The organism is Streptomyces sp. NPDC025784, from assembly GCF_055558435.1.
This window is the reverse complement of sequence record NZ_JBVHMN010000001.1, coordinates 1,005,990-1,030,667: the sequence shown is the minus strand read 5'-3', so window position 1 is coordinate 1,030,667 and position 24,678 is coordinate 1,005,990. Positions and strand designations below refer to the sequence as shown.

17 protein-coding genes and 1 tRNA gene are annotated in these 24,678 nt (G+C 72.0%); 9 read left to right on the top strand and 9 right to left on the bottom strand.

The annotated features are described in order from the left end of the window. Nucleotides 1–50 precede the first annotated feature (50 nt). From ACZ4IF_RS04460 to ACZ4IF_RS04445, 4 genes are all read right to left on the bottom strand, one after another. The gene (locus ACZ4IF_RS04460; protein WP_467559422.1) at nucleotides 51–1,421 is read right to left on the bottom strand and encodes a Cys-Gln thioester bond-forming surface protein; all 1,371 of its coding nucleotides are present in this window, start codon (nucleotides 1,419–1,421) and stop codon (nucleotides 51–53) included. A gap of 297 nt (nucleotides 1,422–1,718) precedes the next feature. Next, the gene (locus tag ACZ4IF_RS04455) at nucleotides 1,719–2,189 is read right to left on the bottom strand and encodes a single-stranded DNA-binding protein (protein WP_467559420.1); all 471 of its coding nucleotides are present in this window, start codon (nucleotides 2,187–2,189) and stop codon (nucleotides 1,719–1,721) included. A gap of 174 nt (nucleotides 2,190–2,363) precedes the next feature. After that, nucleotides 2,364–4,931: a GTPase gene (locus tag ACZ4IF_RS04450; protein ID WP_467559418.1), complete on the bottom strand. Its 2,568-nt coding sequence runs from the start codon at nucleotides 4,929–4,931 to the stop codon at nucleotides 2,364–2,366. A 5-nt stretch (nucleotides 4,932–4,936) separates the two neighbouring features. Further along, nucleotides 4,937–6,547, bottom strand: a complete 1,611-nt coding sequence (locus ACZ4IF_RS04445) for a dynamin family protein (RefSeq protein ID WP_467559416.1) — start codon at nucleotides 6,545–6,547, stop codon at nucleotides 4,937–4,939. Nucleotides 6,548–6,857: 310 nt separating this feature from the next. Here ACZ4IF_RS04445 and ACZ4IF_RS04440 point away from each other — a divergent pair. Next, a tRNA-Arg gene (locus ACZ4IF_RS04440) sits at nucleotides 6,858–6,933 on the top strand. A gap of 914 nt (nucleotides 6,934–7,847) precedes the next feature. Here ACZ4IF_RS04440 and ACZ4IF_RS04435 read toward each other — a convergent pair. Then, complete coding sequence (locus ACZ4IF_RS04435; RefSeq protein ID WP_359500104.1) at nucleotides 7,848–8,132, bottom strand: DUF1876 domain-containing protein; 285 nt, start codon at nucleotides 8,130–8,132, stop codon at nucleotides 7,848–7,850. Between the two features lie 315 nt (nucleotides 8,133–8,447). Between ACZ4IF_RS04435 and ACZ4IF_RS04430 the strand changes: the two genes are divergently transcribed. Then, nucleotides 8,448–8,687, top strand: coding sequence for a hypothetical protein (locus ACZ4IF_RS04430; RefSeq protein ID WP_467559414.1), 240 nt, complete (start codon nucleotides 8,448–8,450; stop codon nucleotides 8,685–8,687). 106 nt (nucleotides 8,688–8,793) lie between these two features. Here the strand turns inward: ACZ4IF_RS04430 and ACZ4IF_RS04425 are convergent, their stop codons facing one another. Further along, entirely contained in the window at nucleotides 8,794–9,471 is a 678-nt protein-coding gene (locus ACZ4IF_RS04425) for a GAP family protein (protein WP_467559412.1), read from the bottom strand. A 487-nt stretch (nucleotides 9,472–9,958) separates the two neighbouring features. Between ACZ4IF_RS04425 and ACZ4IF_RS04420 the strand changes: the two genes are divergently transcribed. From ACZ4IF_RS04420 to ACZ4IF_RS04390, 7 genes are all read left to right on the top strand, one after another. Further along, nucleotides 9,959–10,546, top strand: a complete 588-nt coding sequence (locus ACZ4IF_RS04420) for a hypothetical protein (RefSeq protein WP_467559410.1) — start codon at nucleotides 9,959–9,961, stop codon at nucleotides 10,544–10,546. Nucleotides 10,547–10,779: 233 nt separating this feature from the next. Beyond that, nucleotides 10,780–11,370 (top strand): hypothetical protein, encoded by a 591-nt coding sequence (locus tag ACZ4IF_RS04415; RefSeq protein WP_467559408.1) that lies wholly within the window; start codon nucleotides 10,780–10,782, stop codon nucleotides 11,368–11,370. Nucleotides 11,371–11,492: 122 nt separating this feature from the next. Continuing rightward, entirely contained in the window at nucleotides 11,493–12,845 is a 1,353-nt protein-coding gene (locus tag ACZ4IF_RS04410; RefSeq protein ID WP_467559406.1) for a Dyp-type peroxidase, read from the top strand. 39 nt (nucleotides 12,846–12,884) lie between these two features. Continuing rightward, nucleotides 12,885–14,015 carry a catalase family protein gene (locus ACZ4IF_RS04405; RefSeq protein ID WP_467559404.1) on the top strand — a complete coding sequence of 377 codons (1,131 nt, stop codon included), beginning with the start codon at nucleotides 12,885–12,887 and terminating at the stop codon, nucleotides 14,013–14,015. Nucleotides 14,016–14,278: 263 nt separating this feature from the next. Next, nucleotides 14,279–15,943 (top strand): energy-dependent translational throttle protein EttA, encoded by a 1,665-nt coding sequence (ettA, locus tag ACZ4IF_RS04400; RefSeq protein WP_467559402.1) that lies wholly within the window; start codon nucleotides 14,279–14,281, stop codon nucleotides 15,941–15,943. A gap of 6 nt (nucleotides 15,944–15,949) precedes the next feature. Then, complete coding sequence (locus ACZ4IF_RS04395) at nucleotides 15,950–16,399, top strand: acyl-CoA thioesterase (protein ID WP_467559400.1); 450 nt, start codon at nucleotides 15,950–15,952, stop codon at nucleotides 16,397–16,399. Beyond that, a complete protein-coding gene (locus tag ACZ4IF_RS04390) occupies nucleotides 16,396–17,100 on the top strand; it encodes a DUF8185 domain-containing protein (RefSeq protein WP_467559398.1) in 705 nt (234 codons plus the stop codon). Before ACZ4IF_RS04395 ends, ACZ4IF_RS04390 begins: the two co-directional genes overlap by 4 nt. Nucleotides 17,101–17,169: 69 nt before the next feature. Here ACZ4IF_RS04390 and ACZ4IF_RS04385 read toward each other — a convergent pair whose 3' ends face one another. The 3 genes from ACZ4IF_RS04385 to ACZ4IF_RS04375 all read right to left on the bottom strand — a co-directional run bounded on the left by ACZ4IF_RS04385 (nucleotide 17,170) and on the right by ACZ4IF_RS04375 (nucleotide 24,467). Further along, complete coding sequence (locus ACZ4IF_RS04385; RefSeq protein ID WP_467559396.1) at nucleotides 17,170–18,141, bottom strand: ABC transporter ATP-binding protein; 972 nt, start codon at nucleotides 18,139–18,141, stop codon at nucleotides 17,170–17,172. Nucleotides 18,142–18,334: 193 nt separating this feature from the next. After that, nucleotides 18,335–21,100: an FtsX-like permease family protein gene (locus ACZ4IF_RS04380; protein ID WP_467559962.1), complete on the bottom strand. Its 2,766-nt coding sequence runs from the start codon at nucleotides 21,098–21,100 to the stop codon at nucleotides 18,335–18,337. 85 nt (nucleotides 21,101–21,185) lie between these two features. Beyond that, nucleotides 21,186–24,467: an FtsX-like permease family protein gene (locus tag ACZ4IF_RS04375; protein WP_467559394.1), complete on the bottom strand. Its 3,282-nt coding sequence runs from the start codon at nucleotides 24,465–24,467 to the stop codon at nucleotides 21,186–21,188. Nucleotides 24,468–24,678 lie beyond the last annotated feature (211 nt).

The window sequence follows — 24,678 nt, the reverse complement described above, 5'->3', positions numbered from 1 at the left end:
TCAGCCGCTGTCGAGCCGTCGAGGTGCCGGGCGGCTCAGTCCTGCGCGGCTCAGTCCTGCGTGGGTGACTTCTTGCGGCGGACGAGGACCACCGCGGCGCCGCCGATGACGACGAGGGCGATGGCGATCCCCGCGATGACGGGTGTCGCGTTCGAACTGCCGGTCTCGGCGAGATCGCTGTCGCCGGCGGACGTGCCGCCCACCGAGGCCGGGCTGGGCTCACTGACCGTCTGGGTCGAGATGTCGTTCGCGCTGCCCTGGGTCTTGCAGTCGAGGACGCCCTTGAACCGCTTCTGGAAGCCGTTCGGACCGGTGATCGTGAAGTCGTACGCCTGGTCCTCCTGGAGCGGAATGGTCACCGTCCCGGACGCGTCCGCCCCGATGGTGTGCTCGCTCCCCATCAGCTCGAAGGTGAACGGCTCGTCGCCCTCATTGGCCGCCGTGATGTCCACGCCGCCCTCGGCGCAGTTCTTCTTGGCGGACAGAGCCGGTATGGCGCCCTTCTCGGCCCAGTCGGCGGTCGCCGTCGCGGAGACCGTCGACTCGCTGGAGCCCGCGAGGATCTGTGTCTGGCTGCGGGTCTCGGAGGTGAAGGCACGGCCGACCGGCACGGTCGTGGAGGCCTGCACCGTGAGCGCGGCCGAACCGTCCGCGCTGTCCTTCGGCACGTCGAAGTAGACGTGGCCGCCGTCGACGGCGGACGTCACCGGCTTGCCGTCCTTGTCGACGATCTTCACGCCGGAGGCTGCGGCGTCCGCCGGGGGCGCCACCGCCACACTGTCCGCGTTGGTGTGCACCGTGACCGGGCCGAGCCGCTCGCCGGCATGACCGGAGACCGCGGGCGGGGTGAGGTTCAGCGAGGCCTTGGGCTCGGGAAGGTTCCGCGCGCTCTTCTGCAGGTAGTCCGCGAGCTTCTGCGCGCCGGGGTCGGCCGCGTCCACGTCGGCGCCGTCCGAGTACCGCCAGATGGCCACCTGCGTACCGGCGGCCGCGTCCTTCTCCGTGAGGCTTGCGACGCCGGCCTTCGCGGCGAGGGCCGCGAGGTCGTTCACCTGCGGGTAGGAGTTCTGCAGGATCCAGCGGATCTTGCCCGCGTCCTTGTTGGCGCCCAGCGACGTGCCGCTCCAGGGCGTCTCCTGGTACTTGGCGTCCCGCTGGGTCGGGTTGTGGAGGTCGACGCAGTAGGTCTGCAGCATGCCGCCGTCGTCGACGGACATCTCGAACAGACCCGCGGAGACCCACGAGTCCTCGCCGTGATCGTGGATGACGGCGGAGCCGTAGGTCTTCAGGTCGCCGATGGTGGCGGTCGCGCCACCGAGGCTCTGCGGGGTCTCGTCGGCGGCGGCCGTGCCGGCGGTGGCGAGCGCCCCCGCGGCGACGAGACCCGACACCAACGTCGCGGCGGTGAGACGGGCTGTCACCCGCCCGCGCGCGAACGACGCAGAGAACGAACGAAACACAGAATTCCCCTTCGCGCAGGACCCGTTGATGTGGGGGAAGGTCCCGCCAGCAGAATCAGAAGCCCCGTGAGCTATGCCCGGCATCCTAAAGACGCGGCGCACCACGCCCCCCGGTCATTCCATCCGATAACCGATCCGACTCGGAATCGTTATCGCTCACCTGCTTGTGAGCTGCGCTTATCGACAAATCCACGATGGCGGATCGGTTCGAATTCGCCGATAAGGCGCACTTCGGTCAGATCGCGTGGGTCTCTGACATCACGTCACACCAACTGGTTCGGCCCGCTGTTGGGAGGCCGCGTCCGGAGAGGCGGGTGAGAGGGTGTCCCAACTCGGTTCAGGCCGCGACGGCGAGACCGGTCCCGCGTCCCCCTTCGACGGCCTGCGGAAGGCCGAAGTGCCGCGGGACAGGTCGTGTCCGATCGCCGTCGCGTCGACCTCCGCGGACGTCCAGCTCTGGCCGTCCCGCGTCTCCGTACGGACCTTCAGCCGCCCCTGGACGAGGACCGGATCGCCCACGGACACGGACGCCCCCACGTTCGTCGCGAGGGACTTCTTCGCCCACACCGTGAAGAAATTGGTGTGCCCGTCGACCCACTCGTTCTTCTCGCGGTCCCAGTAACGCGAGGTGACCGCCAGCCGGAACCGGGCCGACGCCCCGGTCGGCGCCTCCCGGTAGACCGGTTGTGTCGCGACGTTCCCCACCACGCACACCGTTGTCTCGTTCATGCCCGAACCCCTCTCCCGTGCGAATGCGTCCGACGCGGCGACCGCTGCGCTGCTGCGGTCGCCGCGAGTTCAGACTGCCTCCGCCGGGCCGGGCCCGCCGGGCCCTGTGGGCCACCGGCCGATTGTGGACAACCGCCTCACGCGAAGGAGTGGCAGCAGTCCGGCACGATGCCGTTACCCGACGGAGGCCGGCGCCGCCCCCGTCACCCGCCCGTACTCCTCCCGGACCTCCCGGTACCGCAGCAACTCCGCGGCCAGGGGATCGAGCACACGGGCCCTGCCGCATCCGGTGGCCGCCTCGCGCAGCCGCCGTTCCGCCTCCTGCCCGTAGCGCCGGGCCGGCCCGCGGGCCGCCATTCTGCTGCCCCACTCGACGAGCGGGCCTCCGACGATGCCCGCCACCATCAGCAGCACCGGCACCCCGAGGTTCGGCGACATCACCCCGACGATCTGCGCCACCAGCCACAGTCCGCCGACGATCTGGAGGATCGTCATCGACGCCTGCGCGAGCACGGCGATCGGCCACCAGCCGGGCCGCGGCGGACGCCTCGCCGGAGTCGTGGCGCGCGCCGCCATCTCGTCCAGGGCCTCGGGCAGCCCGTGCGCCCCTCTCGCGGCGGCCTCGCGCACCGCCAGGGACCAGGGGGCGGGCAGTCCGTACGCCGCCCGGTCCGCGACCACCCGTACGGCCTGCTCCACGCGCTGGCGTGCCGTGGCCTCCTCGTCCGCGGGGTCGCGCACCGGCAGACGCGCCGTCTGGGAATCGCGCCGCTCCTGCGTCCACCGCCACAGCCGCAGCCAGGGCGTGCCGCAGGCGCGGTTGGCGTTGCGGCGCCAGGCGCGCTCGGCCGCCTCCCCGGCCGCGACGGCGCCCACCGCGTCCGCGAGCCGGTCCGAGAACTCGTCGCGGGCCTCCTCGCTGAGCCCGACACGCCGACCGGTCACGTACGCCGGGCGCAACTGCGTGGCGGTCGCGTCGACATCGGCCGAGACGCGGCGCCCGGGCGCGTTGCGCCGGGTCACGAACTGGCCGAGGACCTCCCGCAGTTCCCCCACGCCGTCCCCGGTGAGCGCGGACAGCGCGAGCACGGTCGCCCCCGGTTCGCCGTGCTCGCCGAGCGCGATGCCGTCCTCGTCGAGCAGCCGCCGCAGGTCGTCCAGGACCTGGTGGGCGGCCTCCCCGGGCAGCCGGTCCACCTGGTTGAGCACGACGAACATGACCTCGGCGTGTCCGGCCATGGGCCGCAGGTAGCGCTCGTGGATGACGGCGTCCGCGTACTTCTCGGGATCCACCACCCAGATGACGGCGTCGACGAGCTTCAGGACGCGGTCGACCTGCTCGCGGTGCTGGACGGCGGCGGAGTCGTGGTCGGGCAGGTCGACCAGGACGAGACCGCGCAGCTTCGCCTCGGCCTCCGGGCTCTGCAACGGCCGTCTGCGCAGCCGGCCCGGGATGCCGAGCCGGTCGATGAGCGTGGCCGCGCCGTCGCTCCAGCTGCACGCGATGGGCGCCGCGGTGGTGGGCCGGCGGACGCCGGTCTCCGAAATGGCCACGCCCGCGAGCGCGTTGAACAGCTGGGACTTGCCGCTGCCCGTCGCCCCGGCGATGGCCACGACGGTGTGCTGACCGGAGAGCTTGCGGCGCGCCGCGGCCTCGTCGAGGACCCGGCCGGCCTCCGCGAGGGTGTCGCTGTCGAGCCGCGCCCGCGAGACGCCCACGAGTTCACGCAACGCGTCCAGACGCGCGCGCAGCGGGGCGTCGTACGTGAGCGGTGCCGGCGGGGCCTGCACGGCGGGTCTGGTGTCCGGCGCGGGCGGTTCCCCGCCGGTGGCCGGCTCCGTCACGCGCCGTGCGATGAGCCCGTCGTCCCAGACCGTGTCGCCGTCCGCGCGCGCGGACTCGTCGTCGCCGTTCGCGCGCGCGTGCCCGTCGCCTTCACCGGCGGGGGCGTGCTGGGGGAGTCCGGCCGCGGAGGGCTTCCTGGCTCCGATGCCCCTGCGGAACCGGCCCTCGGCGGCGGCCGCCTCCTTGCGGACCGCCCGCCGCTCCTCGGCGAGGCCGGTGCTCTTCCTGCGCGTGTCCTCGGAGGGGGCGTCAGCCCTGGCCGCGCCCGCGGAGCGCTCGTCGCCGGCGCGGTTCCGGCCCGGTCGTCCGCCGTCCTCGGAGGGCGCCTCCCCAGGCCGGGCGCCTCCCGACGAGGTGGCCTCGGTACGGGCGTCGGCCCGCGCGTCCCGGGAGCGGCCCTCCTGAGTCCCCCCGCTTTCGGACCGGGCCTCTCGCGGACTGCGACCTTCGGAACGGGCCGGTGAGGGATCGGTACCTCCGGAGCGGGCCTCGTCGGACCGGGCTCCTGCGGGGCGGGCGTCCCCGGGCCGGCCGTCTCCGGACCGGGCCCCTCCGGACCGGGTGTCCGCCGGGCGGGCGTCCTCGCCCCGGCCCTGCGACGTGCCGCCGCCTCCGGACCGTTCGTCCCGTGGGCGCCCTTCCTGCGGGCCGGCCTCCGCGGGACGGCCCTGTCCCTCGGGCCCCTGCGTGCCACGTCTCTCACCGTCGTGCGCGTCCCCGTCGTGCCCGCCGGTGGGACGGTCGCCCCCGAGGCGGCCGTCCCCGAGGCGGCCGTCCCCGGGGTGCTCCTGACCGCGTGCGGTCTCCCCGCGGGGAGCCTCTGCGCGCGGATCGTCCCCGTGCGGGTCGTCTCCGGGACGGTCGGCGTGATCCGTGTGGTCAGTGACGGCAGTCACCGCGGTCACCTCTCCTTCTGCAGTACGGACAGCGCGGCGATGAGTTCGGCCTGGGGTTCCGCGTGGACGTCGAGTGCGTCGAGCGGCGCGAGACGGCGTTCGCGCTCGTTGTTCAGGGTCCTGTCGAGGTAGTCCGTCAGCAGCCGGCCGCCCCGGTCGCGCAGCCGCAACGCGCGGTGGGCGCCGATCCGCTCCGCGAGGCCCTCGCCCGCGTTCCGCGCCCGGCGGCCGCCCAGGAGCGCGGTGGCGACCAGCGCGGCCACCATCTCGGTGTCGGGCGCGGCGCTCTTCTCGAGGCCGCGCACCTCCTCCTCCGCGTACTCCTCCATGACGCGCCGCCAGCGCCGTACGGCCATCCCGATCCGGTGCTCGGCGCTCTCCAGCGTCGGGTCGCGGTCCATCAGGCCCGGGGCCTGCGCGGCCGGTTCGCGCCGCCACACCTCGTCCACGCGCTCGTCGGCCGCCGTGACCGAGCACAGCAGCAGCGCGCTCAGGCTCTCGACCAGGGAGTCGAGCAGCTCGCCCGCGGTGCAGTCCAGGGGAAAGGCGCGCCACCGCTTGAGCGCACCCCCGGAGAGCACGGCACCGGCCTGCAAACGGCCCTTCACGCGCGCGTGTTCGCTGTCGTACGCACTCTCGACGGCCGAGGTGAGCCGCAGCGCAGCGGCGTACTGCGCGGCTGTCGCACTGGCCAGTTCGGGCATCCGCCTCATCAGCGAGTCGAGCACTCCCTGTGCCGTCCGGGCCATCGCCTCGTGGCGGGCTCCCGGCTCCTGCGCGCGGTGCACGAGCCACGTACGCAGCGGCGCGACGGCGCTGGCGGGCAGCAGACCGCCGCCCCACGCGGACTCCGGCAGTTCGGGCACGGTGAAGCGGGGCACCTCGCCGAGCCCGGCCTTGGTGAGCAGGGCGCCGTACTGCCGCGACACCTCCGACACCACCTGGTGGGGCACCCGGTCGAGCACGGTGACCAGGGTCGCCCGGTTCTCCTTGGCCGTGCGCAGCATGTGCCACGGCACGGCGTCGGCGTACCGGGCGGCCGTAGTGACCATGACCCAGATGTCGGCCGCGCAGATCAGCTCGGCCGCGAGCACACGATTGTCGGCGACCAGGGAGTCGATGTCGGGGGCGTCGAGCAGGGCGAGGTTGCGGGGGAGCGTGTCGGCGGTCTCGATGCGCAGCACCGGTTCCGTGGACTGCCCGGAGAACCCGGGAAGATCGTCGCCCGGCTCCTGATGGGGTTTCCACACACGCGTGAGCTGGGGCAGCACGCGCATCCCGCTGAACCAGTGATGGTCTTCGGGATGGCAGACGAGCACCGGGGTACGGGTCGTCGGCCGCAGCACCCCCGCCTCGCTGACACGCCGTCCGACAAGGGAGTTGACGAGAGTCGACTTGCCCGCGCCGGTCGATCCACCGATCACGGCGAGAAGCGGTGCTTCGGGCTGTCTCAGCCGGGGCACCAAATAGTCGTCGAGCTGTGCGAGCAGTTCGTCGCGGTTGGCACGCGCGCGTGGAGCCCCCGCCAGGGGCAGCGGAAAGCGTGCGGCGGCGACACGGTCGCGCAGGGCGGAGAGTGCGTCGAGCAGCTGAGGCCGTACGTCCAAGGTCACCACATGCGAAGAATGCCCAATTTTGGCGGCATTCTGAAGCATATGGGTGTGTCTGCGCGCCGACAGGACACACGGGGCGGAAGGGATGACTGGGGCGCAGGCATAACGAGTGCACAACACCCGATGCGTGAGGCGCCAAAAGCGGTGCACGATTCGTACCCGCCTGCGATTATCGGGACCGCTTCACTGAACCTCCACATCGAGCCACGGAGGCGAAGCGCGAGGGACAAGGAGGCGGGAGCCCTATCCTTGTGCCCGGCAAGGTCAAGGATCAGCCCACACCCGGGCACCGCGACACAGGCCACCACACCCGGCCCCCGTAGCTCAGTGGATAGAGCAGGCGCCTTCTAAGCGCTTGGCCGCAGGTTCGAGTCCTGCCGGGGGCGCCATGCTGCTCAGACCTGCGGATTCGCGGTCCGATCAAGCACTCGGGACAGTGATTCATCCGCTCCCCCGCCCTCGGGCCGAGCGCCTGTGGTCGCCTTCGCCCTCCTCTCCGGCAGTACGCCCATGAGTTCGCCGGACGCGCCGCGACGGCCGACCCGACCCCGCCGTCCCCGGGCCGGTCCGCGCGGGGACGGACGGTGGAAGCTGCTCTCCGACGCGATCACGGATTTCCGGAACGTCATCGCCCGGATGGCGGTCATCGAGGGCGACGCACCGCCTCGATCCGACTCCGACGCAGCCCGGGCCGAGAGTGGGCGCTCGGACGTCCGGGCGCCCGCGCGCGTCGTCGACCCCGCTCGTCATGGACCCGGCGTGCGGTACGGCGCGGACGCGCCGACGGTGTGGACGCTCTGGCGGCGCGCCGAGGCGGCGCGGTACTCACGCGCTCATGGCAGGAGCCGATACGGGGCGCGGTTCGTGAGCGCCCACGCCGCCGGCCGAAAGGCGCCGCGGGCCTTGCGCGCTGACGGCTCCTCAGGAGTGGGAGCGCCCCTTCCCCCGGCGCGCGCCCGCCGCGCGCCGCGCCGGCGGCCCGAGTCCCTGCGTACGACGACAAGATCCCTGCGTACGACGGTGTCCCTGCGTGCCGCGGTGTCCCTGAGAACGGCGGCGTCCCGCACCGTGCATCCGGTGCGGGACGCCCCGCCGGTGTCGGCGGCCCGGTCGAAGAAGTCGGGCCGGAGAGGCCCGGTCGTCCCGGCTGCCCGGGTCGACCCTGATGGGGGGAGGCCCGGTTCCGTCCGACCGGGCACGCTGCCCGGACCGACCCCGGTCGGGAAGGTCCGTCTCCGGCCGACCGGGCACGGCTGTCCGGACCGAGGGCCCGGACCGAAGGGCCCGGACCGGTCCGCTCGGGTCAGGCCCTCAGCGGGTGCGAGGTCCTGCCCGACGCCTCGTCGATCTCGTCGTGCGCCTTGGTCAGCAGCCTCATCGCCAGCTCGTTCAGAGCACGAGCCCCCGCGACCTCCTCGCCGACCCTCGGCTGATTCGAGTCGGAGGGGTGGCGGCTGGCGTATCCGTGGGCGCGTACCTCACTGCCGTCGGGCAGTCTCAGGAGCGCGGCGGCACGTGTGCGGTGGTCGTCCTCCTCGAACTCCATCTCCACGTGCCATCCGACCGCGGTCCGTGTCTGTGTCTCCATCATTGTGATCACCTCCGGGGCAGGCCCCAGCCCCTACTACCAGAGTGTGCCCCTTCGCCCTGCTCCGCACGAGGTGGCGGCCGACCAGGACGCACAGTCACGCACCGGTCACCCACAGGGCCCGGCGGGGGAGCCGGACGGCGGCGGTCGGCCGCGGCAGCGGAGCGTGAACCCGCCCGCCTGCGGCGGGACTTCACCTCCAGCCACGTCCCCGCCCAGCTGGCACCCCGCCTACCTGGCGATAGCCTGCGGGCCGAACCAGGGAGGTGGGTTTCAGTGGGCTTCGACGCAGAACGATCAGCGCGCATCGCTGCCATGCAGGAGACCGCCCGGCCCGTCTGGGAGACAACCGGCGACACGGACGCACTCCAGCAGTTCCTCAAGGACAAGGGGTGCCATGGAGTGGAAGCCGTGTTCGTGACCATGGGTCTGCTGGACTGCGGTCTCGCCGAAGCTCAACGAGCCTTCTTCAATGCCCCATGCCGGGACGCCGAACGCCGCTTCCACAACCACTTCATGGACCTGCTCGAAGAGGCCGCCGACACCGACGCCTGACGGCGTCCTCGGCCCGGCAGAGGCCCTTGACCCGGCCATGGAGACTCCACCGACCTTGTCTGTCGCACCTGCGTGATCGGACCGCGGTACCTCGTCGGCAGGGCTGTCAGGAAGTGAGGATGCCGATGCCGTCGCCGAGCAGTTTCAGCCCGAGGACGAAGAACAGGACCGCCATCACGGCGACATTGTGCTGAGCTGCCCAGTCCTTCCAATTACCGAGTGTGGTCTGTGCTCGCTCTCCGCCGAGCAAGAAGACTCCGAGTGGGGCCAGCAGGCCGAGGGTGGCGATCACGACGAAGATCGCCAGCGATGCGATCTGCTGCCCGACCGGCAGTCCCGCTGAGCCGATCGAGGCGCTCGCGGCGATGGTCAGGGGGGCGTTCTTGGCGTTGAGCGCGGCCAGGGCCAGTCCGAGTCCGAAGACCTTGACCGGCGTGAGGCGGTCGATCGCGCCCATCCACTTCGGCAGCTGGGCTTGCGAGGGATCTCTTGGGCGCCGGTGCCATTGGCGGGCGCCGAAGAGGACGAGGAACAGGCCCAGGGCGAGCTTGAGCGCTCCCACCCAGGTGGCCGGCTGCTTGTGGGCGGAAGCACCTGCCGGAGAGGCGATGGCCAGCATCACCGCGCCCAGTGCCGCGAGTCCCAGAATCCAGCCGACGGTGAAGAGGACACCGTTGAGACGCCCTCGGGGCGTGGCGAGTATGAGGATGATGGCGATGATCGGGAGCGGACTGATCGCGACGGCCGCCGCGAAGCCCAGCACGTCACCGAGAACTGCGCCCATGGTGGCCTCCGGGTGGCGATCCAGTGGAGTGGGCTTGGCGGAAGCGGGTGATCCGACCGTCTGTGCCGCGCAACGGGTTGTTCCGTGACCGGCTGCACCGTTGTCTTCACGGCCGTGGGGAAGCGGCTCCCCGAAAATGGCGACGCCCGCGTACCCGGCACGCTCCGCCGCTTTCATCTTCCTGCTGCCGGCCGAATCTGTCCTCGGGAGCCTCTCAGGACGCGATGACCCTGGACTGGCCTTCCGCACGCGCGTTGCTGCCGTCTCCGAACCGGCTCGGCACGTCGGCATCCTCCGAGGCAGCTTCTCCTTCTCGGCACGGTGACAGCGACACCGTGCGGAACGTAATCGTTCCTGGTGGGGAAGCGTGAAGTGAGAAGATGCGAGGCAGCGCATCTGCGGTGAGCATTGCTATGTGAGGGCGATGGCGCCTCATGTCCGAGCGCTTGGCGACCCTCGCGCCCATCCGCGGTAGGAGAGCCTCGCGATGACTACGACAGGTGCAACCCAGCCGGCTTACCCTGAGCATCCGGGCCGGACGGATGGGGTCTCCAACGAGTTCACCGTTTTCACCGAGATCAAGCAAGGCGAAACCGATGCATTGCGTGAGGACCTCGCCAGGCTGAGTGACGCAGCGAATGACGAGAATGTCCATGCGGCGGTCCGCCAGATCGGCACGCTGCATGACGCACGGCACGTCATTTTCGACAACGACACCAGGTTCATGTTCGCCAGCGTCTTCGACGGCTCCTGGGACACCTACATCGATGACTTCGCCAAGACGGTGGTCGGGGAACGCTTCGACAAGGTCTTCTCGCACAGCGAAGGGTTTCCCGGCGTCAAAGATCCAGGGGCGAAGGATTGGTTCCTCGCCCACCAGGCGCCCGCGGGTGTCTTCGTAAGCGCCTACCCTGATCTGACCGTTCAGCAGATCTACAAGGACCAGCGCGTGGACAACGCGTTCCAGGAGGTGCTGGACACCCCCGAGTTCCGGACGGCGCTGGAGAACCCGGCCAACGCGGAACTGGTGGCCACGCCCGCCTTCCAGAAGCTGCTGGAGGAAGCCTCAGCCTAGCGCCCGGACGCCGACACGGTGCGTAATCTCCCGTGGTGGGGACGGTGAAGTGGACCGAAACGGACGCGTCGAGGCCAGAGCCTTCCGGGAATCCGCCCCAGCTGAACGCATCGACCAGAGCTGAAGATGCGAGGCAGCGCAACCGTGCCGAGCATTGACATGTGAGGGCGATGGCGTCTCATGTTCAGGCGCTTGGTCATCCTCGCGCCGATCCGTGGCAGGAGAATCCGACGATGACTCCGACACCAGGTGCGCCTCAGTCAGCACACCCCGACCGGCCAGGCGCGTCGGAAGGGGTCTGCAGCGAGTTCACCGTTTTCGCCAAGATCAAGCCGGGGCATACGGAAGCGCTGCGTGAGCTGCTGGCCGATATCGAAGGAAAGTCGGCCGACGAGGGGAACCGTGCGGCGATACAACAGATCGGAACCCTGCACGACGCACGGTACGTGATCTTCGAAAACGGCACCCGATTCATGTTCGCCAGCGTCTTCGACGGTTCCTGGGACACGTATATCGACGACTTCGCCAAGACGGTGGTCGGGCAGGTCTTCGAAGAGGTCTTCTCGCACACCGAGGGGTTCCCTGGCATCAAGGATCCAGGGGTGAAGGAGTGGTTCCTTGCCCATCAAGCGCCCGCAGGGGCTTTCTTCAGCGCCTATCCGGATCTGACCGTTCGGCGGATCTGGAAGGACCACGAAGTGGACGAGGCATTCGAGCAGGTGCTGGACACCCCTGAGTTCCGGGCGGCGTTGGAGAACCCGGCCAACGCGCAGTTGGTGGCCACACCGGCCTTCCGGCACCTGCTGGAGTTGGCCGCAAGCTAGGCAGGTCGCGAGCCGCACACGCAGTATTCACAGCCGGCCCGATGCTGACGGACCGCGTCGGCGGGCGAGGGCCGCCCGCCGAGGGCTGCCCAGGCCATGACTGATGTGGAGCACAAGGCATCATGGACACGACAGCAAATGGCAGCGCGGGCACCGTACGCGTCGAGATCGATGACATCCAGAGCGGAGCACTGCGCCCACGGCCCGTCCCGTACGAGGGAAAGTACCTCTTCCTGCGCGTCGATGACCGACACGCCGGGCGCGCCCTGCTACGGCGGCTGCTCCCGCTGACCGCGGCCGGCCTGCCCAGCACGGACCGGAGCCAGGACGCCTGGGTTGCCGTGGCGTTCACCTACGAGGGGCTGCGGGCCCTGGGGGTGCCCCAGGAGTCGCTGGACAGCTTCCCGCAGGCGTTCCGCGAGGGCATGGCCGCTCGGGCGGAGCTGATCGGCGACGTGGGCGAGAGTGCGCCGGCCCACTGGGAGGCACCGTTCGGAACAGGCGATGTCCACATCGCATTGAGCGCCCTCTCCTCCGACGCGGCGCAGCTGGACAAGGAGCTGGAGCGGGTCCGGGTCGCGTTCGAGGGCACGCCCGGTGTCCAGGTGATCTGGCAGCAGGAGGTCCGCCAGCTCCCGACCGGGCGCACCACCTTCGGTTTCCGTGACGGCATCAGCCATCCGAACATCGAGGGTGTCGGACTGCCCGGCTCCAACCCGCAGGAGGCCCCCATCAAGGCCGGCGAGTTCATCCTCGGCTACCCGGACGAAACCGGAAATCTGCCGCCCATGCCCACCCCCGATGTGCTGGGCCGGAACGGCACCTACGCTGCTGTGCGCAAGGCCCACACCAACGTGGCGGCCTGGCGTCGGTTTCTGCGTGCGAACAGCTCCAGTGCCGAGGAGGAGTCGCTCCTGGCGGCGAAGATGGTCGGGCGCTGGCCGAGCGGCGCACCGCTGGCGCTGGCGCCGGAGCACGATGATCCGGAGCTGGCGGCGGATCCGCACCGCGTCAACAATTTTCTGTACCGGGAGGACGACGATCGCGGCTTCCGGTGCCCCGCCGGTGCGCACATCCGGCGCACCAACCCCCGCGATTCCACCATCATCGGCGACGCACGGATGCATCGCCTCATCCGCCGCGGCACCACCTACGGTCCGCCGCTACCGGAGGGTGTGCTGGAGGACGACGGTGCCGACCGTGGTCTGGTCGGAGTGTTCCTCGGCGCCCATCTGGAACGGCAGTTCGAGTTCATCAAGGCCCAGTGGATCAACGACGGCAATTTCATCGGCTACCCCGGCGAGAAGGACGCGGTGGCCGGGCACCACGGCGGGACCGACACCCTGACCATCCCGGAGAAGCCGGTCCGGCGGCGTCTGCGGAACCTGCCCAGCTTCGTGGTCACCCGGGGCGGTGAGTACTGCTTCGTACCGGGGCTGCGCGCCTTGCGCTGGCTCGCGGAGCTGGAGGACTGAGGGCGGTTTCACCACAGTCTTCGAGGAGGGTTCGACACCATGGCAGCACAGTTCGTCCGCTATACGCCTGACGTTGAAGCCGACGATCCGAACTTCGACCGCACCCTGCAGACGGTGATCAGCAGGACCGAGAGCTACATCGCCGCCTCCGTCGAAGCCGGTGGGACCGGCCGGGCCCTGCGCGATGCCCATGCCAAGGGCTACGGGTTGGTCCGAGGGGAAGTGGAGATCCTGGACGGGCTACCCCCCGAGTACGCCCAAGGTATCTACGCGACCCCGGGAACCCACGACGCGCTCATCCGCTTCTCCAACGGCTCGCCACACGCCGGAGCCGACGCACGCCTGGGTGCCGCCACCGGACTGGCGCTGAAGATGTTCGACATCCCTGGTCCGACCCTGCTGGAAGACGAACCGGACACGGGCACCTTCGACTACGCCAACATCAACGGACCGATCTTCTTCTGCAACACGGTTGAGCACTACCTGTTCATCCAGGAACTGTTCCTGGAGGCGCCGGCCTACTTCTCGCAGGGCCGGCCCGGCGCGCGTCGTTTCTTCACCGATTTCGTGACCGGAAAGGGAACCCTGGACCAGGACAACTGGGCATGGGACGAGTTCCTTGCCTTCCTGCGCCTGTCGAAGACCCCTCCCGCGAACATACTGCTGTCCAGCTACTGGACGATGGGCGCGGTCCGGCACGGCGACTACATCGCCAAGGTCCGCTTCACCCCCGACCCGGCCGCCGCCGCCGGGGTGGTGCGGCGCGACATCGACCCGACCTCCGCCGCGGAGGTCTTCCGCCCGACCCTGCAGGCCGAGCTGCAAGAACGGCCCTACGCCTTCGACATCCAGGTCCAGCTCTGCACCGACCTGGAGCGCATGCCGGTGGAGGATCTCACCGTGGAGTGGCCCGAGAAGCTCTCGCCGTCCGTCACCGTGGCCACACTGCGGCTGCCACAGCAGGACATCTCCAGCCCGGAAAACCTGGAGAAGATGGACGCGCTGTCCTTCACGCCCTGGCGGGTCACCGCCGAGCACGCCCCCCTGGGCAACATCATGCGGGCCCGCAAAGAGGTCTACCGGCGCTCCTCCATCGCGCGCCACAAACTCAACGAGCAGCCGCGCACAGAGCCCCGCAGCGCCGACGAGGTACTCGGCCCGGCCCGATGAAGCGCCCGATGTGACGACCCCGATCACACCCCCTGGACGAGTGGCACAGGCCTGCGTGATCGCTCGCTGGGCCGTCCCTGGGCCGTGCGCGGGCGCGCGGTGGTGATCGACGGCGACAGCCGGTGACGGATCGGCTACGAGCAGGGACAGCGAACCGCCAGGTCGCAGCCCCCTGGCCGAACGGGTTTCCTTCCAGGGGTAGCCGTCAGGCAAGATGGGGTGTATCTGCCCACTGCCGATTTCAAGCGTCCGGACGGTTTCTCTTGGCTGAGTTCATTTACACCATGCGCAAGACGCGCAAGGCGCACGGCGACAAGGTGATCCTCGACGACGTCACCTTGAACTTCCTGCCGGGTGCGAAGATCGGTGTGGTCGGTCCGAACGGAGCCGGTAAGTCCACCGTTCTCAAGATCATGGCGGGCCTCGAGCAGCCCTCCAACGGTGACGCGTTCCTGTCGCCGGGCTACACCGTCGGCATGCTGCTCCAGGAGCCCCCGCTCGACGAGTCCAAGACGGTCCTGGAGAACGTGCAGGACGGCGCCGCCGAGATCATGGGCAAGCTCAAGCGCTTCAACGAGGTCGCCGAGCTCATGGCGACCGACTACTCGGACGCGCTCATGGAGGAGATGGGCAAGCTCCAGGACGACCTGGACCACGCCAACGCGTGGGACCTGGACGCCCAGCTGGAGCAGGCCATGGACGCCCTGGGCTGCCCGCCCGGCGACTGGCCGGTCACCAACCTCTCCGGTGGTGAGAAGCGCCGCGTCGCGCTGTGCAAGCTGCTCATCGAGGCGCCCGACCTGCTGCTGCTCGACGAGCCCACCAACCACCTGGACGCCGAGTCCGTGCAGTGGCTGGAGCAGCACCTCGCCAAGTACGCGGGCACCGTCGTCGCCGTCACCCACGACCGGTACTTCCTCGACAACGTCGCCGAGTGGATCCTCGAGCTCGACCGCGGCCGCGCCATCCCCTACGAGGGCAACTACTCCACGTACCTCGACAACAAGGCCTCCCGCCTGAAGATCGAGGGCCAGAAGGACGCCAAGCGCGCCAAGCGGCTCAAGGAAGAGCTGGAGTGGGTGCGGTCCAACGCCAAGGGGCGTCAGGCCAAGTCCAAGGCGCGTCTCGCGCGCTACGAGGAGATGGCGGCCGAGGCCGACAAGATGCGGAAGCTGGACTTCGAGGAGATCCAGATCCCGCCGGGCCCGCGCCTGGGCTCCATCGTCGTCGAGGTCAACAACCTCTCGAAGGCCTTCGGCGAGAAGGTCCTGATCGACGACCTCTCCTTCACGCTGCCGCGCAACGGGATCGTCGGCGTCATCGGCCCGAACGGCGCCGGCAAGACCACGCTCTTCAAGATGATCCAGGGCCTGGAGACGCCGGACGCCGGCTCGATCAAGGTCGGCGACACCGTCAAGATCTCGTACGTCGACCAGAGCCGCGAGAACATCGACCCGAAGAAGACGCTGTGGGCCGTCGTCTCCGACGAGCTGGACTACATCAACGTGGGCCAGGTCGAGATGCCGTCGCGCGCGTACGTCTCCGCCTTCGGCTTCAAGGGCCCCGACCAGCAGAAGCCGGCCGGTGTCCTCTCCGGTGGTGAGCGCAACCGCCTCAACCTGGCGCTGACGCTCAAGCAGGGCGGCAACCTGCTGCTCCTCGACGAGCCGACCAACGACCTCGACGTCGAGACGCTGTCCTCCCTGGAGAACGCGCTGCTCGAGTTCCCGGGCGCGGCCGTGGTCGTCTCCCACGACCGCTGGTTCCTCGACCGGGTCGCGACCCACATCCTCGCGTACGAGGGTGAGTCCAAGTGGTTCTGGTTCGAGGGCAACTTCGAGTCGTACGAGAAGAACAAGATCGAGCGGCTCGGTGCCGAGGCTGCGCGCCCGCACCGCGCCACCTACAAGAAGCTGACCCGGGGCTGATCGATCTTGCGGCACATCTACCGCTGCCCGCTGCGCTGGGCGGACATGGACGCGTACGGTCACGTCAACAACGCGGTCTTCCTCCGCTACCTGGAGGAAGCACGTATCGACTTCCTGACCCGCCCGGACAAGCAGTTCAAGCAGGGGTCCGTGGTGGCGCGCCACGAGATCGACTACAAGCGGCAGCTCGTCCACCGGCGCGAGCCGGTGGACATCGAGCTGTGGATCACGGAGATAAGGGCGGCGGCGTTCACGATCACGTACGAGGTCAAGGACGCGGAGCAGCTCTACGTCCGCGCCGCGACCGTGGTCGTGCCGTTCGACTTCGAGGCCCAGCGCCCGCGTCGCATCACCGCCGAGGAACGTGAGTTCCTGGAGGAGTACCGGGACGACGAGGGCGGCAAGGCCGCCGAGGACGCACAGCTCGACGAGGACGGCGAGGCCGTCGCGGCATGACCGTCCTGCACCTCGTCGACGCGGGGGAGGCGGCGGACCTCGCCGCCTTCCTCTCCCGGCTGGTCCACTACGACCGCGCGGCGGCCGTGCGCCTTCAGGCGCGGGGCACCACGCTCGCGGTCTTCGGCCGGCCACCGTCGTTCGAGGTCCTCGCCGTCCGTACGGCGCGCCTCGCCAAGCCGTACGAGAACGGGCTCGACCTCACCCTGGACGTGACCGTCTCGGCCGGTGAACTCCTGGAGTCCGTCGACGAGTCGGCGGCCACCGCCGCGGTGCCCGCCGCCGTCACCGGGCCGCCGTGGGCCGGGGTGCTCCCGCCGCGCGGCGGCTGGAGCACCGAGCCGGGGCTGCCCTCCGCGGACGCCGTGCGCGCCATGGTCGCCGGTGCGGTGGCCGAATTCCGTTCCCGTACGCAGGAGTTGGCGCCCGAGCGGCGTACGCGTGCCGAACTCGACCGGATCGGGCGGGAGATCTGGTCCCGGCCGGTCGGTGACACCGGTCTTCCGGTACGGGCCGCGCACGCGGCGCAGTCACTGGGATTCCTGCGACCCGCGCGGCCCGGGGCGGGGTCCGGGGCCGCGGCCGGGGAGAGCCCGCTCGGGCTGTACTCGTCGGGCGCGTGGCTGCGGCTGCGCACGCCGTACGGGTCGATCGCGGTCCGCCGGGCGGGACTCGGCGCGCTGGACGTCAGCGTCCGCTGACCGCGCGCACGCCACCGCCTTCGCGGGCTTCGTCCGTCGACCGTGCAGGGTACTGCCTTCGCGGACTTCTCAGCCGGGCGTGCTGTCGTCCGGCCAGACGCCGATGTGGTCCGGCTCCAGTTCCAGCGCCACGCGGTCCCGCATGCCCAGCGCCTCGGTGTACTCGGCGGGGAGCTGGAGACGGCCCGCCCGGTCGAGCATCGCGTACTCACGGGCGACCACCGCCTCCTGACCGGTCGCGGCGTCGACCTCGGTGCGGCGCAGCACCTCTGTGGAGGTGCGGCCGTCGCGGATCGCGACCGTGCGGCGGACCTCGCCGGCGACCGCCTGGTCGTGGGTGACGATCACGATGGTGGTGCCGAGGTGTTCGTTCGCCGTGCGGAACGCGGCGAAGATCTGCTCGGCGGTGTGGGAGTCGAGTTCGCCGGTGGGCTCGTCCGCGAGCAGCACGGCGGGGGCGTTCGCCAGCGCCACGGCGATGGCGACGCGCTGCTGCTGACCGCCCGACATCTGGTGCGGGCGGCGGTTTCGGCAGTCGGCGATCCCCAGCAGCTCCAGCAGTTCCAGGGCGCGTTCGGACTGGGCGCGGCGGGTGCGGCGGCCTCCTCCGGCGGCGCCGGACAGCTGCATCGGCAGGGCGACGTTCTGGGCCGCGGTCAGATAGGGGAGGAGGTTGCGGGACGTCTGCTGCCAGACGAACCCGACGACTTCCCTGCGATAGCGCAGCCGGTCCTTCGACCCCATGGTCAGCAGGTCGCGTCCCGCGACGCGCGCGGCGCCCGCGGTGGGTGTGTCCAGGCCGGCCAGGATGTTCATCAGGGTCGACTTGCCGCTGCCCGACGCGCCCACCAGAGCCATCAACTCGCCCTCGCGGACCAGCAGGTCGAGCCCCTGGAGCGCCTGGACCTCCACGCCGTCCGTGGAGAAGATCCGGACCAGCCGGTCACAGGTGATCAGGGCGTCGTGGCCGTAGGCGGGACGGTCCCGGCGCGCGGTGGCACGGTCGGCGAGATCGGCGAAGGTGGGATCGGTGGTGGTCATCGCCTGCCTCCGGCGGGGGTCACGGGGACGCTGGTCGAGTACGGGTCCGGACGCACGGCCGGACGAGCCGAAGGGCCGTGCCGGGCCGGGTGGCTTCCTGAGCGGGTGGCGACCTCGCGGGCCGGGTGGCTTCCGGGGCGGGTGACCTGCCTGGCCGAGGCGTGCGCCCGGGCCCCGCTCGGGGTCGAGGGGGTCATCGGGAGTCCCCCGCCCTCAGTTCCCGGACCGACCCCTGTCGACCCGACCACCACGCCTGCGCCGCCGCGATGCCCGTCGCCAGGGCCAGGACGGTCAGGGACGGCAGGATCAGCGAGACGGCGTCGGTGCGCAGCCGGGCGCCCCCGGACGAGGAGTCGGGCGCGGCGAGCGCGATCGCCGTGAGGTCGATGCCGGGGGACAGCAGACGGATCGCCGCCCACCCGGTGAGCGCCCCGCCGGCCGCGGCCAGCAGAGCCTGGGGCAGGGCCTCCAGGACGAGCAGGCGGCGGCCCTGGGCGCGGGTGAGCCCCATGGTGCGCAGGCGGGCGAGGAGCGCGGTCCGTTCGGGCGCGGCGCGCAGGAGGGCCAGCAGCAGCGCCAGCACGGCGTACCCGGCGCCGGCGGCGACCGCGGCCGTGTAGATCCGCTCCGCACCGGTCTGCAACGGCGAGTCCACGTAACCGTCCCGCACCTCGGCCCGCAGCCGCACCTCCACACCGGTGCCCGCCGCGTCGCGCAGGGCGCCCCCGTCCAGGTGGCCGCCGGTCACGAGCAGCGCGGTCGGCCGGGCGGGGCGGGCGGGCAGACCCGCGCGGTCCACCACCAGGAAGTCGAGGTCGGAGACGGCCGGGGTCAGGTCCCGTACGGCGGTGATCCGCACGGTCACCTGGCTGCCGTCCTCCAGCCGCACCGCGAACGGTCGCGTGCCGTACCGGCCGGCCACGGCGGGTGAGGCGAGCGCGGGGAGCACCTGCTTGTCCGCGCCCGCGGTGGTCCCCGTACTGGTCCCCGAGGAGCCGCGCGCGGCGGGGACGGCCAACTCCTTGCCGGAGAAGCCGCCGAGGCCGACGCGCCGGGCCAGCCGCCCGTACGCCTCCGGCTCCACGCCCGCCAACGCCACCACTTCCTGCTCGGTTCCGGAGCCGTCGCCCACCTGTGCCTCGTAGGCGATGCTCACCGGTGTGACCTCGCGGACGCCGGAAGCCCGGCGGACCTGGTCCGGCAGGGCGTCCGGGAGCGGGTGGGTCGCCTCGATGCGGGCGTCCGCGCCGGTGACCAGGAGCGCGGCGCGGTCGCGGGTGTCGTGGACGCCCGCGAGGACCGAGCCGCCGAACGCTGCGGTGGTCAGGGCGGTGAGCAGGGCGAGGAGCGGCAGCACGGTGGAGGCGGAGGTGCGTCCCGCGCGGGCCAGCGAGAGGTGGGCTACGGCGCCCCGCAGCCGCCCGGCGGGCCGGGCCAGCCGGCGCAGCGGCAGCGGGTAGAGCCGGACCAGGACCAGCGCCGCGATGACGCCCACCAGGACCGGCGCCAGCGCGACCAGCTGATCGCCGGAGGCGCCGCGGCGCCGCAGTGCGACGACGGCACCCGACGCCAGCACCAGCAGCGTGAGTTCCGCGACCGTGCGACGGCGTGAGGGACGTACGGACGCCAGGTCCTCGCGGCCCCCCTGGATGCGTACGGCGTGGTGGGCGAACGCCGCCCGGACGGGCAGGGTGGCGCAGGCCAGGGCGGTCACCGCGACGGCGGCGGCGACCGCGTGGGTGAGGCGGGCCTCGGGCACGGCGAGCAGTGCCACCGCGAGGCCGAGCGCGCCCGCGGGCACCGCGACGACGGCCGTCTCGGCCAGCAGCCGTGCCGTTATGCCCCGTAGGGATCCGCCGCGGGCGCGCAGCAGGGCCAGTTCGGCGCGGCGCCGGTCGACGGCGAGGCCGCCCGCCATCAGCAGCACGACGGCCGCGACCGTGCCGGTGCCGAAGGCGGCCACGGCCACCAGCGGGCCGATGCCGGACCGCAGCCGGACGAACGATGTCAGGACCTCGTCCAGGTCCGTCGTCGCGTCCGCCAGCGGGTCGACCTTCTCGCGCACGCGTCCGAGGCCCGGCCCCGACTCCAGCGCGGCGATCGCGGAGGACAGCCGGTCCACCTCGTGCGCGGTCAGCGACGTGGTGTCGGGCGCCAGCTGCCAGTAGCGCTCGGGCTTCCCCGCCGTGCCGAGCAGGACGGGCGCCGCGTCCGGCGGCAGCAGCAGCGCGCCCAGCCAGTACCTGTTCGGCACGCCGGCCGGAGTGGCCAGCTGGACCAGGGAGGGCTTGCGCAGCACGGGCATCGCCGACCAGTAGGAGCCGTCGGGCTCGCGCGGCTCGACGATCCCGGTGACCCGTACGGCCAGCGGCGCGCGTTCCACGCCGGGCAGATGGATCACCGAACCCACCTTGATCTTCAGCGTCCTGGCCGTGGCGGCGGTGACCGCCGCCTCCACCTCGGGCGTCGCAGCGGTCACAGCGCCCCGCACGCGCGGAAGGCGTCCTTCACGCAGCCTGGCATGGTCGGCGAGATCGTTCTGCGCGGTCAGCGACATATGGGCGGGCAGCCCGGTGGGCCGGGGCAGCCAGGGGTCCAGCGCGGCGCCGGGGTTGGCGGTGCGGACCCCGTACGAGGACTGGGCGCGGTCGGGCACGAGGGGCCGTTCGACGGCGCCGAGCACCTTTCCGTACGCCGTGCGCAGGGCGGCGCCGCGCAGGGCCTGTTCCCGTTCCGCCTGCGGGAGTTCGACGCCGGGCTGCGGGGCGTACAGCTGCACGGTGGTCCGCCGGGCGGTGGCGTCGTCGAGCAGCCGGCGCAGCCCCGCGTCCTCGTAGCGGTCGACCGCCCGCGGGAACGCGGCGGCGAGACACGCGGTCAGCGCGACGAGCAGGGCCAGGGCGACCGCCACGCCGGGTGCGGCGCGCAGCCGGGTGCGGACCCACGGGGCCACCACCATCGCCGCCGCGCCGCCGGTGCTCGCGGCGGCGCCGGTGCCGCCCGTGTCGCCCGCGTCGTTCGTCTCGTCCGTGGGACCGGTCATGTCACTCACCCCCCTGCCGTCGCAGTGAAGTCGCCGGGTCAGGGCGGTGCAGCGAAAGGAAAGCCGTGATCGCCAGCGGGGTCACCGCCACCGCTGCCAGCAGCACCGCCACGTGCGGGAGCGGGAGTTGGACCAGGACCTCGGGGGTCGGCCGGGTCGCCTGGGACGTCAGCACGATCAGCGGCACCACGGCCCGTGCCAGCACCGCGCCCAGGGCCACGCCCACCACCAGCGCCAGGGTCACCAGGACGCCTTGCTCGACGGCGATCAGCCGGGCCAGCTGGCGGCGCGGCGCGCCCAGCGCCCGCAGCACCGCGAACTCGGCTCCGCGCTCCCGCAGCGACCCGGCGGTGCTCACCGCGAAGCCGACCGCGGCGAGGGCGGCGGCCACCACGGCCGCCGCAGCGAACGCGGCCTCGGGGCCCGCCCCGAACGGGTCGTCGCGCAACCGGTCCGCGATCTCGTCGCGGACGACGACCTGCGACGGCTCCATGCCGGGCCGCTCCCGCAGCTCCGCCGCGACCCGTGCCGAGTCGCCGGGCGCGGTCCGCAGCCACCACTCACCGGGCGGGACGCTCTGCCCGTAGCGCGCCTGGAGCACCCGGTTCACCGACCGGAGGTCGATGATCAGCGCACCGCCGTTCTCCGAGGCGCGGATCGTCTCCCCGGCCGCCGTGCCGTCCGGCGGGCTGTCCGTCGTCGGCAGCGCGCGGACGCTGTCCACGATCCGTACCGGCACCGTACGACCGCCGAACGGCACGTCCACCCGGTCTCCGGTGCGGGCGCCCGACGAGGTCAGGAAGCGGTCCGTCGCGACCGCCGTGATCTCCGGCGCCTTCGGCTGCACCACCTGCATACGGACGGTCACCGACGTGATCTGCCAGGCGAGTTGGAGCGGGAGGTAGCCGGTGCCGTAGCGGACGGAGAACGACCGCTTCGAGGCCTTGTCCACGCGCGGGGGAGTGGGTCGGGTGGCCTCGTCGGGGGACGCCGCGGTGCTGGTGCTCCCCGACGCCGTCTTCCAGTCGGTGGGCAGCGGCAGCTCGTGCTGCTTGCCGTCGGCGCCGGTCGTGTTCAACGCCTCGACACCGAAGCGGTGTTGCTGCGCGGTGTCGGTGGGCTGGGTCATGTCCAGCTGGAGTCCGGTGAGCAGCAGGGGCGCGGTACTCCGCGGGAGGTCGAGGGCGAGCGGGTGCGCCCGCCCGTCGGAGGGGAGCCGGCCGATCCGCAGCGAGTGGGGCGTTCCGTAGCGGTCCTCCAGGGTGACCGACAGGTCTGCTGTCGTCGTGCCGCCCGTGCTGCTCAGACGTACGGTCATGCCGAGCCGTTCGCTGCCCCTGGGGACCGGCGTCCCCCTGGAGGTCTCCTTCGGCCCGAGTCCCGCGAGCAGCGGGCGCACGGGCCGGTCGGCCAGGTCCCGGCGCAGCAGCACACCGTCCGCCGCGTGCGCCGTGTCGAGGGCGAGCACCGTGGCGGTACGGCTGCCCGACAGCGGCAGCGTGGTGCGGACGGCGGGAGCGGCCTGTTGTACGCGGGGCAGGGCCGCGTACGCCTCGGCCTGGCCGAGCGCGTCCTCGTCGCCCGCGAGGACACGGACCGACGTGCCGGCCCGGAAGTCCGCCTGGTCGTCCTGCGAGCGGTTCCAGGACGCGCCCTGGCCGATGGCGAGCATGCCCATGGCGACGGCGAGCACGAGCAGCAGGACCGGTCCGGCGCCGCGCATCGGGCGGCGGCTGAGCTGCCAGCCCGCGAGTGCCGTGGGCAGTCCCCGGCCGCTCGCGGCCCGGTGTTCCGCGAGCCGCGCCATCGGCGGCAGCAGCCGCAGCGTGAGGACGGTCCCGGCGAGCAGGGCGAGGGCGGGGGCGGAGACCAGCAGGGGGTCGACGCCGAGGGTGCCCGAGGTGTCGCCGCTGACGGCGCCGGACGTCTGCCGGTCCAGCTGCCAGTACGCGACGCCCGCGATCGCCAGCAGCCCGATGTCCGCGCCCGCGCGCACCGGCGCGGGCAGCGTGCGCGCCCGGCCTCTGTCGCTGTCGCCCGCCGTCAGGGCCGGCACGATCACCGCGAGCGCGCAGCCCAGCGCCACGCCCGCCGCGACCAGCCACACCGCGCCGAGCCCCTGCGAGGTGTCGAGGCGCAGCCCGATCCGCGCCAGCGCGCCCTGCCCGGCGAGCAGCCGGGTCAGCGGTCCGGCGAGGAGCGGCGCGCAGAGCGCGGCGGGCAGCGCGAGGAGCAGGGCCTCCAGCGCGGCGAGCGTTCCGACGCGGGCGCGCGAGGCGCCGCGCGCCCGCAAGACCTCGGTCTCGCCGACTCGTTCGGCGCTCAGCAGCCGGGCGACGAGCAGCAGTGCGTATCCGGCGAGCAGGGCCAGCTGCGACGCGACGATGAGGAGTGTCGAACGCGAGACGAGCAGCGAGCGCTCGACGCTGTCCAGGACCTCGGGCAGCGAGGTCGACACGGCCGTCGCCCCGGTCAGGGCCGGGTCCTTGCGCAGCTTCCGCTGGCCCTCCCGGGCGGCCTCGCGCAGCGCGCCGATCTCTCCGGGCGTCAGCGTGGAGAAGTCGGCGGACGACAGCCACGCGGTCTCACCGGCGCTCACCCGGCTCCCGGAGAGGACCGCGGGATCGGCGAGCAGCGGCCCGTACGTCGTGAAGTCGACCTTGTTGATCCCCCGGCCGCGCAGCGCGTCCAGCTGCCAGTACGGGGCGGTGGGGCGGACGGGCTTGTAGAGGCCGGTGATGCGGACGTGGACCTTGGGGCCGCCGAGCCGGTCGACGAGGGTGAGGCGGGCGCCGGGCTTCAGGCCGAGGCGGTCGGCGGCGGCGCCGGGCAGGGCGACCTCGACGACCGGGCCGTCCGGGCTGCCGGGCAGCCGCCCGTCGGTGACCCGCACCTGGCTGTGGTCGAGGGCGGCGAAGTGCGTGAGGTCCGGGTCCCCGGCGCGGGCGGCGGGGGGCTGGAGGGAGCGGGGCAGCGCGTACGGGCCCGAGCGCGTCAGGGTCCGCCGGGTGACCGGCAGCCCGGAGAAGGTCTTCCGGGCCCCTTCGCGCACGGCGCTGTCGGCGGCCCCGCGCTCCTCGGCCGGGACGTCGGCCCGGACGATCAGGGCGGTGCTCACGGCGTTCGCGGGGTCCTTGAGCGCGTGGCGCAGGGACGCGTCGCCGATCGAGCCGGAGTAGGCGGTGAGGGTCGCCAGCACCGCCGTCGTCAGCAGGACGGTGAGCAGCGCGGCGGCGAGCAGCAGGCGGTGCGCCCTCGCCCGCAGTAGTACGAACCCCGTCACCCGGACCCCCGCCCGCCCCCGTCACCCCGTCGGCCCCTCGTCGTCCCGGGACCTTCGGGCGATGCTGGCAGAGGGACTGGGTCGCGGGTAAGCGCTTGTAGGCAGGCCTTGACCGGATTGTGACCGGAATTCGGCGTCCGGCGACCGGAATGCGCGCGTCAGCCTCCGTGCGAGGCCGGAGCCGGTCCGTCCGGAACCGCCACCGGGTCCG

Bases quoted from the DNA above. Each gene is read 5' to 3' on its own strand.
- ACZ4IF_RS04455 (WP_467559420.1), bottom strand. From the start codon at position 2,189: ATGAACGAGACAACGGTGTGCGTGGTGGGGAACGTCGCGACACAACCG.
- ACZ4IF_RS04435 (WP_359500104.1), bottom strand. From the start codon at position 8,132: ATGGAGACACAGACACGGACCGCGGTCGGATGGCACGTGGAGATGGAG.
- ACZ4IF_RS04430 (WP_467559414.1), top strand. From the start codon at position 8,448: ATGCAGGAGACCGCCCGGCCCGTCTGGGAGACAACCGGCGACACGGAC.
- ACZ4IF_RS04425 (WP_467559412.1), bottom strand. From the start codon at position 9,471: ATGGGCGCAGTTCTCGGTGACGTGCTGGGCTTCGCGGCGGCCGTCGCG.
- ACZ4IF_RS04420 (WP_467559410.1), top strand. From the start codon at position 9,959: ATGACTACGACAGGTGCAACCCAGCCGGCTTACCCTGAGCATCCGGGC.
- ACZ4IF_RS04415 (WP_467559408.1), top strand. From the start codon at position 10,780: ATGACTCCGACACCAGGTGCGCCTCAGTCAGCACACCCCGACCGGCCA.
- ACZ4IF_RS04410 (WP_467559406.1), top strand. From the start codon at position 11,493: ATGGACACGACAGCAAATGGCAGCGCGGGCACCGTACGCGTCGAGATC.
- ACZ4IF_RS04405 (WP_467559404.1), top strand. From the start codon at position 12,885: ATGGCAGCACAGTTCGTCCGCTATACGCCTGACGTTGAAGCCGACGAT.
- ACZ4IF_RS04390 (WP_467559398.1), top strand. From the start codon at position 16,396: ATGACCGTCCTGCACCTCGTCGACGCGGGGGAGGCGGCGGACCTCGCC.
- ACZ4IF_RS04385 (WP_467559396.1), bottom strand. From the start codon at position 18,141: ATGACCACCACCGATCCCACCTTCGCCGATCTCGCCGACCGTGCCACC.
- ACZ4IF_RS04380 (WP_467559962.1), bottom strand. From the start codon at position 21,100: ATGGTGGTGGCCCCGTGGGTCCGCACCCGGCTGCGCGCCGCACCCGGC.